We start from the raw sequence: 7289 nt of genomic DNA on the forward strand, positions 1-7289 counted from the left end.
GTTCCCGGTTTCACATAGGTTTAGAGTCTGAGTCAAGTCGGTTCAGGATCCCGTCGAGCCCGGGCTGAGGTACATCGAAGCTCTCTGCAGGCTCGACGCGTCCACCAATGACGTTGGAGGCACAGCACTCGATGAGTACTACGACTGAAGCCGCTCCTCAGAAGGAGCGCACGAGGTCGCTTTACCGGGGCGACCCCGGAATGTGGTCCTGGGTTCTACACCGGATCACAGGCGTCGCTACTTTCTTCTTCCTATTCGTACACGTTCTCGATACGGCACTCGTTCGGGTCAATCCCGATACGTACGACGCCGTCATCGACACGTACAAGAACCCCCTCGTCGGCCTCATGGAGATCGGCCTCGTCGGCGTAGTCCTCTACCACGCCCTCAACGGCGTGCGCGTGATGTTGGTGGACTTCTGGTCGAAGGGCCCGAAGTACCAGCGCGTCATGCTCTGGACCATTCTGACGATCTGGTTCCTGGTGATGATCCCAGGCGCCGGACGCATCCTCATCAACATGTTTGCGGAGCACTGACATGGCGACTACTCACGGACCCGAAGCCAAGAGCCTGGGCACCTCATACGACCGTCCCGCAAGCCTGGACAACCCGCGGTCCCCGCGCGCGAAGGCTCGGAACAACTTCGAGTTGTACGCATGGCTGTTCATGCGCTTCTCCGGCGTCGCCCTGATCGTTCTGGTCCTGGGCCACATGTTCATCATGCTGATGCTCGACGGTGGCGTTCACCGTCTGAACTTCGCATTCGTCGCAGGTCGCTGGTCCAGCCCGTTCTGGCAGTTCTGGGATCTGACGATGTTGTGGCTGGCACAGCTGCACGGCGGTAACGGCCTGCGCACGGTCATCGCGGACTACTCCCGCAAGGACTCCACGCGCTTCTGGCTGACCACGATCCTCGTTCTCTCGATGATCCTGATCATGGGCCTGGGCACGTACGTCATCTTCACCTTCGACCCCAATATCTCGGCGAGCTAGGGGAGCACAGACTTCATGCAGGAACATCGTTATGACGTGGTCATCGTCGGCGCCGGCGGCGCAGGCATGCGTGCGGCAATCGAAGCTGGCCCCCGTGCCCGCACGGCCGTACTGACCAAGCTCTACCCCACCCGCAGCCACACCGGCGCGGCCCAGGGCGGCATGTGCGCCGCACTGGCGAACGTGGAGGAAGACAACTGGGAGTGGCACACCTTCGACACCGTCAAGGGCGGCGACTACCTCGCCGACCAGGACGCCGTCGAGATCATGGCCAAAGAGGCCATCGACGCGGTGCTCGACCTCGAGAAGATGGGTCTGCCGTTCAACCGCACGCCCGAAGGCAAGATCGACCAGCGTCGATTCGGTGGCCACACGCGTGACCACGGCAAGGCACCCGTCCGCCGTGCGTGTTACGCAGCCGACCGCACCGGTCACATGATCCTGCAGACGCTGTACCAGAACTGCGTCAAGCACGACGTCGAGTTCTTCAACGAGTTCTACGCGCTCGACATCGCCATCACCGAGACCGAGGACGGCCCGGTTGCCACCGGTGTCATCTGCTATGAGCTCTCGACCGGCGAGCTGCACATCTTCCACGCCAAGTCGATCATCTTCGCGACCGGCGGCTCGGGACGTATGTACAAGACGACGTCCAACGCGCACACCCTCACCGGTGACGGCATGGGCATCATCTTCCGCAAGGGCCTGCCCCTCGAGGACATGGAGTTCCACCAGTTCCACCCGACAGGACTCGCCGGTCTCGGCATCCTGATCTCGGAAGCCGTCCGTGGTGAAGGTGGCATTCTCCGTAATGCCGACGGCGAGCGCTTCATGGAGCGCTACGCCCCCACCATCAAGGACCTCGCTCCGCGTGACATCGTGGCCCGTTCGATGGTCCTCGAGGTTCTGGAAGGCCGCGGCGCCGGCCCGAACAAGGACTACGTCTACATCGACGTGACGCACATCCCCGAGGAAGTTCTCGACGAGAAGCTCCCCGACATCATGGAGTTCTCGCGCACCTACCTTGGCGTGGACCCCGTCAAGGAGCCCGTGCCCGTCTACCCGACGTGCCACTACGTCATGGGCGGTATCCCCACCAAGATCAACGGTGAGGTTCTGCGCAACAACGACGAGGTCGTCAAGGGCCTGTACGCCGCCGGCGAATGTGCCTGCGTTTCCGTGCACGGTGCAAACCGCCTCGGCACCAACTCGCTCCTCGACATCAACGTGTTCGGCCGCCGCGCCGGCATCGCTGCCGCCGAGTACGCGAACTCCACCGAGTTCGTCGACCTGCCGGAAACCCCGGCTGCGATGGTCGAAGACTGGGTCGGCGTCATCCTGTCCGATCACGGCCACGAGCGCGTTGCGGACATCCGCACCGAGCTGCAGCAGTCGATGGACAACAACGCCTCCGTCTTCCGCACCGAAGAGCGCCTCACCCAGGCACTCAAGGATGTGCGTGCTCTCAAGGAGCGCTACAACCACATCACGGTCCAGGACAAGGGCAAGCGCTACAACAGCGACCTGCTCGAGGCCATCGAGCTGGGCTTCCTCCTCGAAATGGCAGAGGTCACCGTCGTCGGCGCCCTCAACCGCAAGGAATCGCGCGGCGGCCACGCTCGTGAGGACTTCCCGGATCGCAACGACGCCGAGTACATGAAGCACACGATGGCGTACAAGGAGGGTGACGGCCTGCTCTCCGACATCCGTCTGGACTACAAGCCGGTGATCCAGACCCGCTACGAGCCGATGGAGCGTAAGTACTGATGTCTGCGCCTGCTGTAGATGCACCCAAACTCCCCGCTGTTCCCGAGGGGGCCGTCATGGTCACTCTCAAGATCGCGCGGATGAACCCCGAATCGGGCGAGGGCCAGCACTGGGACAGTTTCCAGGTCCCGGCACTGCCCACCGACCGTCTGCTCAACCTGCTGCTGTACGTGAAGGGTTACCTCGACGGCACCCTCACGTTCCGTCGCAGCTGCGCACACGGTGTCTGTGGATCGGACGCCATGCGGATCAACGGTGTGAACCGTCTGGCCTGCAAGCTGCTGATGAAGGACATGCTGCCCAAGGACGGCAAGCCGGTCACCATCACGGTCGAGCCCATCAAGGGCCTGCCCGTCGAGAAGGACCTGGTTGTCGACATGGAACCCTTCTTCGACGCATTCCGCGCCGTGAAGCCGTTCCTCATCACCAGTGGCAACGAGCCCACTCGTGAGCGCATCCAGAGCCAGCACGACCGTGCTCGTTTCGACGACACCACCAAGTGCATCCTGTGCGCATGCTGCACCACGTCGTGCCCCGTGTACTGGAGCGACGGCAGCTACTTCGGTCCCGCTGCCATCGTCAACGCACACCGGTTCATCTTCGACAGCCGTGACGAGGCCGCTTCCGAGCGTCTCGACATCCTGAACGACAAGGACGGCGTGTGGCGTTGCCGCACCACGTTCAACTGCACCGACGCATGCCCCCGCGGCATCCAGGTGACAAAGGCTATTCAGGAAGTCAAGCGAGCTCTGCTCTTCGCTCGATAGTCAGGCCTTCGGCCCTGTGCGCGGTTAGGGAGTCTCCGGACTCCTTAACCGCGCACAGCTATGTCGGGGGCATGTTGGGCGGTGTCACGACTTGAACCGGTGACGTCGTAAAGCCGAAGTGAGCGCCCATGGCGCCGTGTTCTTTCATGACCACCTGACAGGCAGTGCGAACATCCGCCCGCAGATCGTGGTGGAGCACCGCTGATATTCGCCTCTCCCCTAGCAACTTTCGATTGTCACCGTCGAGATCGTGAGCGATGAAGACACTGCACTCCCGGTTCAGTTCTTCGAACGCGTCGACAGTGGCCAGGTTGCCACCACCGATCGAATACACGGCACGGATCTGCGGATCGGATTCGAGTGCCGCTCGCACCAATTTCCTACTCGTCTGATCCAGACCGTCACTGTTCGGAATGTCGATCAAACGGCGATGCGGAGCCGAGACGCGCATAGCGGAGCGAAATCCCATCTCCCGTTCTTCCTCCCCACGGAAGAAGCCGCTACTCATGCTGACCAGCACGTTGCCGTCCCGATCCCCCAGCCACTGATCTATCAAGTACGCGGCGGTGGCTCCGGCGGCTCGGTTGTCGATGCCGATGTAGGCGGCTCGCCTGCTACCGGGAACATCGGTCACCAACGTGACGACCGGAATCTTGGCCGCCACCAACCGGTCGATCGCCGCCACGACTTCCGGAGTGTCGGGAGCCTTGACGATGACTCCGTGGGATCCGCGTCGGCGAATCTTGTCGAGCGTCGACGTCATCGCTTCGACCGAACCGGTTTCACGAAAGTGGAACCGGGAACGAACGACAGCAGGCGCAAGGGTCGGCAGTTCAGCCTCGAGCGCGTCACGGACGGCGTCGGAAAACCTTGCGGGGGTTTGCAACACGACGTCGACGATGAACGTACGCCCGACCAGTTTCAGTTGCGAGCGTTGACGTTCCAGGTCCGTGATCGCCTGGCGAACCTCCGATCGTGTGCCCTCACGAACTCCAGGACGGTCGTTGAGCACCCGGTCGACGGTGGCCTCACTCAGGCCCGACTGCTGAGCGATCTCCCGTACTTTGAATCGATGCGCCACAACTACCTCACGATGATGGATATTTGATGGTTTTTCGCTGTTGCTCGAGGTCTTCGTCACAGCCAGACTAAACCCATGACTTCTCCGCCGGGCGTAACCAGGCCCGCACTCCTAGCAGACACCGTCGTACTGGTCAGTGGCGGCTCGCAAGGCGTCGGCGCCGGCGTCGTTCGCGCCGCAGTCCGTGAGGGCGCTCAGGTGGCTTTCACCGGCAGACGCCCGGACGTCGGAAAAGCTCTCGAGGCAGAACTTCCGGGAACCCACTTCATCGAAGCCGATGTGGCGCAGACCGATTCCGCGCTCGCCAGCGTGGCCGAGACGATCTCACATTTCGGCCGCGTGGATGCCCTCGTCAATTCTGCCGGACTCACCTCGCGCGGCACGCTGCTCGACACCACCGAGGAACTCTTCGACCAGCACATCGCGGTGAACCTTCGCGGTCCGTTCTTCACGATGCAGGCAGCGGTCAAGGACATGCGCGAGCGTGCGGTCCCCGGGTCCATCGTCAACATCATCTCCACGTCCGAACTCGGCGGGCAACCGTATCTCGCGCCGTACGTGGCAGCGAAGGCCGGGCTGGCGGGGCTGACCCGCAACGCCGCCCATGCGCATCGCTGGGATCGTATCCGGATCAACGGTCTCGACATCGGGTGGACACAGACCGAGGGAGAAGACCTCACGCAGAGAGCTTTTCACGACGCTGGTGACGATTGGCAGGAACGTGCGGGCAGCACCCTCCCCATGGGCAAGCTCGGACAGGTCGACGAAATCGCCGACTTCGTCGTCTTCCTGCTCTCCGATCGCAGCGGAGTCGTGACAGGTTCGATCATCGACTGGGACCAGAACGTCTTCGGAGGGCTGGACTGATGGGCGCTCGTATCGGAGTCATCGGCCTCGGACGAATCGGCAGCCACCACGCCCGAAACCTGCTGACGACGGACGGCGTCGACGCACTGGTTGTCACCGACGTCGACGCACGTCGAACCTCGGACGTGGCAAGCGAACTCGACGTGGAGTCCGCTGCCGATCCCGACGCGCTTTTAGCGTCAGGCATCGACGGCGTTCTGATCGCCGCGTCGTCGAGTTCGCACGCCGACCTGATCGAAGCCGCTGTCCGCCGAGACATCCCGACGTTCTGCGAAAAGCCGGTAGCCGACTCGATCGAATCCTCGGTTCGTGTCCTCGCGACTGCCGAGCAGACGTCGGTACCAGTCCAGATCGGATTTCAGCGCCGATTCGACCCGTCATTTGTGGCGGCGTACAACGCAGTTCGATCTGGAGAACTCGGTTGGATACACACTCTCCGATCGACCACCCTCGACCCCGCTCCCCCGCCGATCTCGTACATCGAACACTCCGGCGGCATCTTCCGCGACTGCTCGATCCACGATTTCGACATCGTCAGGTGGGTCAGCGGCCGCGAAGTCACCACGGTTTTTGCCACCGGCTCGAATCAGGGTGATCGCGGGATCGCCGATGCCGGTGACGTCGACACCGCCGCAACGGTTCTCACTTTCGAAGGCGGAACCATCGCGGTCGTGTCAAATACCCGCTACAACGGCCGCGGCTACGACTGCCGACTCGAGGTACTCGGCTCGGCGGACTCCGTCGTTGCCGGGCTGGACGACCGCTTGCCACTCCGCTCGCTCGACCCCGGAACATCGTTCCCCTCGCAGGAGCCGTACACGTTCTTCATGGACCGCTTCACGTCCGCCTACCGTGCGGAACTCGAAGCATTCCTCGGCGTTGTCGCCGGGCGTCGGGAATCACCGTGTACGCCCACAGATGCGGTCGAGTCGGCCTGGATCTCCGAAGCTGCAACGCACTCTCTGCGCGAGGGTCGGCCCGTCACGATCACCGAAGTCAAAGATCTGTTCCTTCACGACAAGAATGAGGCACACACATGAGCACTCCTCGCATCGCCGGCGCACCGATCTCCTGGGGCGTGTGCGAAGTCCCGGGCTGGGGCTACCAACTCGACCCTGCGCAAGTCCTCCGGGAAATGCGCGAAGTCGGTCTGGCGGCAACGGAAATCGGACCGGAGGGCTTTCTGCCGACAGCACCTGCCGAGATGGCCAAGGTGCTCGCGGATCACGACCTGAGCGCAGTCGGCGGGTTTGCACCAGTACTGCTGCACGATGACGATCATGATCCGGTGCCCGGCATCTCCCCCATCCTCGACGGTTTTGTCGCCTCAGGTGCCGAGGTTTTGGTTCTGGCCGCCGCGACGGGTTCCGACGGCTACGATTCACGCCCAGAACTGGACGAGCAGAGTTGGAAAACCCTGCTACACAATCTCGATCGCCTCACTGACGCCGCGGCCGAGCGTGGAATCAGGGCAGTTGTCCACCCTCACGTCGGAACGATGATCGAGCAGCGCGACGAGGTCCTGCGAGTGCTCGACGGCTCGGCCATCCCACTGTGCCTGGACACCGGCCACCTGTTGATCGGCGGCACCGATCCGGTCGACCTGGCGCGTCAAGCTCCCGAGCGCATCACCCACGTGCATCTCAAGGACGTCGACGATGCCCTCGCATCACGCGTTCGCAGTGGTGAGCTCACCTACACCGACGGCGTGAAGGCGGGAATGTACCGTCCGCTCGGTGGCGGCGACGTCGACATCGCCGGTTATCTCTAGCGCCGCATCAGGATGAAGGCACGGTAGGCACGGCGTGTCGGTC

Annotated in this window: 8 protein-coding genes; 7 read left to right on the forward strand and 1 reads right to left on the reverse strand. The window is 62.8% G+C overall.

The genetic code is table 11. The annotated features are described in order from the left end of the window. Nucleotides 1-131: 131 nt before the first annotated feature. The 4 genes from sdhC to H7C86_RS23970 are packed head-to-tail and all read left to right on the forward strand — an operon-like array spanning nucleotide 132 to nucleotide 3527. Complete coding sequence (sdhC, locus tag H7C86_RS23955; RefSeq protein ID WP_020969155.1) at nucleotides 132-536, forward strand: succinate dehydrogenase, cytochrome b556 subunit; 405 nt, start codon at nucleotides 132-134, stop codon at nucleotides 534-536. Nucleotide 537: 1 nt separating this feature from the next. After that, nucleotides 538-993: a succinate dehydrogenase hydrophobic membrane anchor subunit gene (locus tag H7C86_RS23960; protein ID WP_003940699.1), complete on the forward strand. Its 456-nt coding sequence runs from the start codon at nucleotides 538-540 to the stop codon at nucleotides 991-993. Between the two features lie 15 nt (nucleotides 994-1008). Next, a complete protein-coding gene (gene sdhA / locus H7C86_RS23965; RefSeq protein WP_019747692.1) occupies nucleotides 1009-2760 on the forward strand; it encodes a succinate dehydrogenase flavoprotein subunit in 1752 nt (583 codons plus the stop codon). Continuing rightward, entirely contained in the window at nucleotides 2760-3527 is a 768-nt protein-coding gene (locus H7C86_RS23970) for a succinate dehydrogenase iron-sulfur subunit (RefSeq protein ID WP_003940925.1), read from the forward strand. The genes sdhA and H7C86_RS23970 overlap by 1 nt, the downstream gene beginning before the upstream one ends. A 58-nt stretch (nucleotides 3528-3585) precedes the next feature. On the opposite strand, the gene H7C86_RS23975 is transcribed toward H7C86_RS23970, so the two are convergent. After that, nucleotides 3586-4608 carry a LacI family DNA-binding transcriptional regulator gene (locus H7C86_RS23975; protein WP_134998848.1) on the reverse strand — a complete coding sequence of 341 codons (1023 nt, stop codon included), beginning with the start codon at nucleotides 4606-4608 and terminating at the stop codon, nucleotides 3586-3588. Between the two features lie 75 nt (nucleotides 4609-4683). Between H7C86_RS23975 and H7C86_RS23980 the strand changes: the two genes are divergently transcribed. The 3 genes from H7C86_RS23980 to H7C86_RS23990 are packed head-to-tail and all read left to right on the forward strand — an operon-like array spanning nucleotide 4684 to nucleotide 7246. Beyond that, nucleotides 4684-5475, forward strand: coding sequence for an SDR family oxidoreductase (locus H7C86_RS23980; protein WP_047890271.1), 792 nt, complete (start codon nucleotides 4684-4686; stop codon nucleotides 5473-5475). Further along, the gene (locus H7C86_RS23985; RefSeq protein WP_182262353.1) at nucleotides 5475-6515 is read left to right on the forward strand and encodes a Gfo/Idh/MocA family oxidoreductase; all 1041 of its coding nucleotides are present in this window, start codon (nucleotides 5475-5477) and stop codon (nucleotides 6513-6515) included. Before H7C86_RS23980 ends, H7C86_RS23985 begins: the two co-directional genes overlap by 1 nt. Then, nucleotides 6512-7246 carry a TIM barrel protein gene (locus H7C86_RS23990; RefSeq protein ID WP_397517268.1) on the forward strand — a complete coding sequence of 245 codons (735 nt, stop codon included), beginning with the start codon at nucleotides 6512-6514 and terminating at the stop codon, nucleotides 7244-7246. The genes H7C86_RS23985 and H7C86_RS23990 overlap by 4 nt, the downstream gene beginning before the upstream one ends. Nucleotides 7247-7289: the final 43 nt, after the last annotated feature.

The sequence above is a fragment of the Rhodococcus sp. UFZ-B548 genome (assembly GCF_903819475.1).
GTDB lineage: Bacteria > Actinomycetota > Actinomycetes > Mycobacteriales > Mycobacteriaceae > Rhodococcus_F > Rhodococcus_F erythropolis.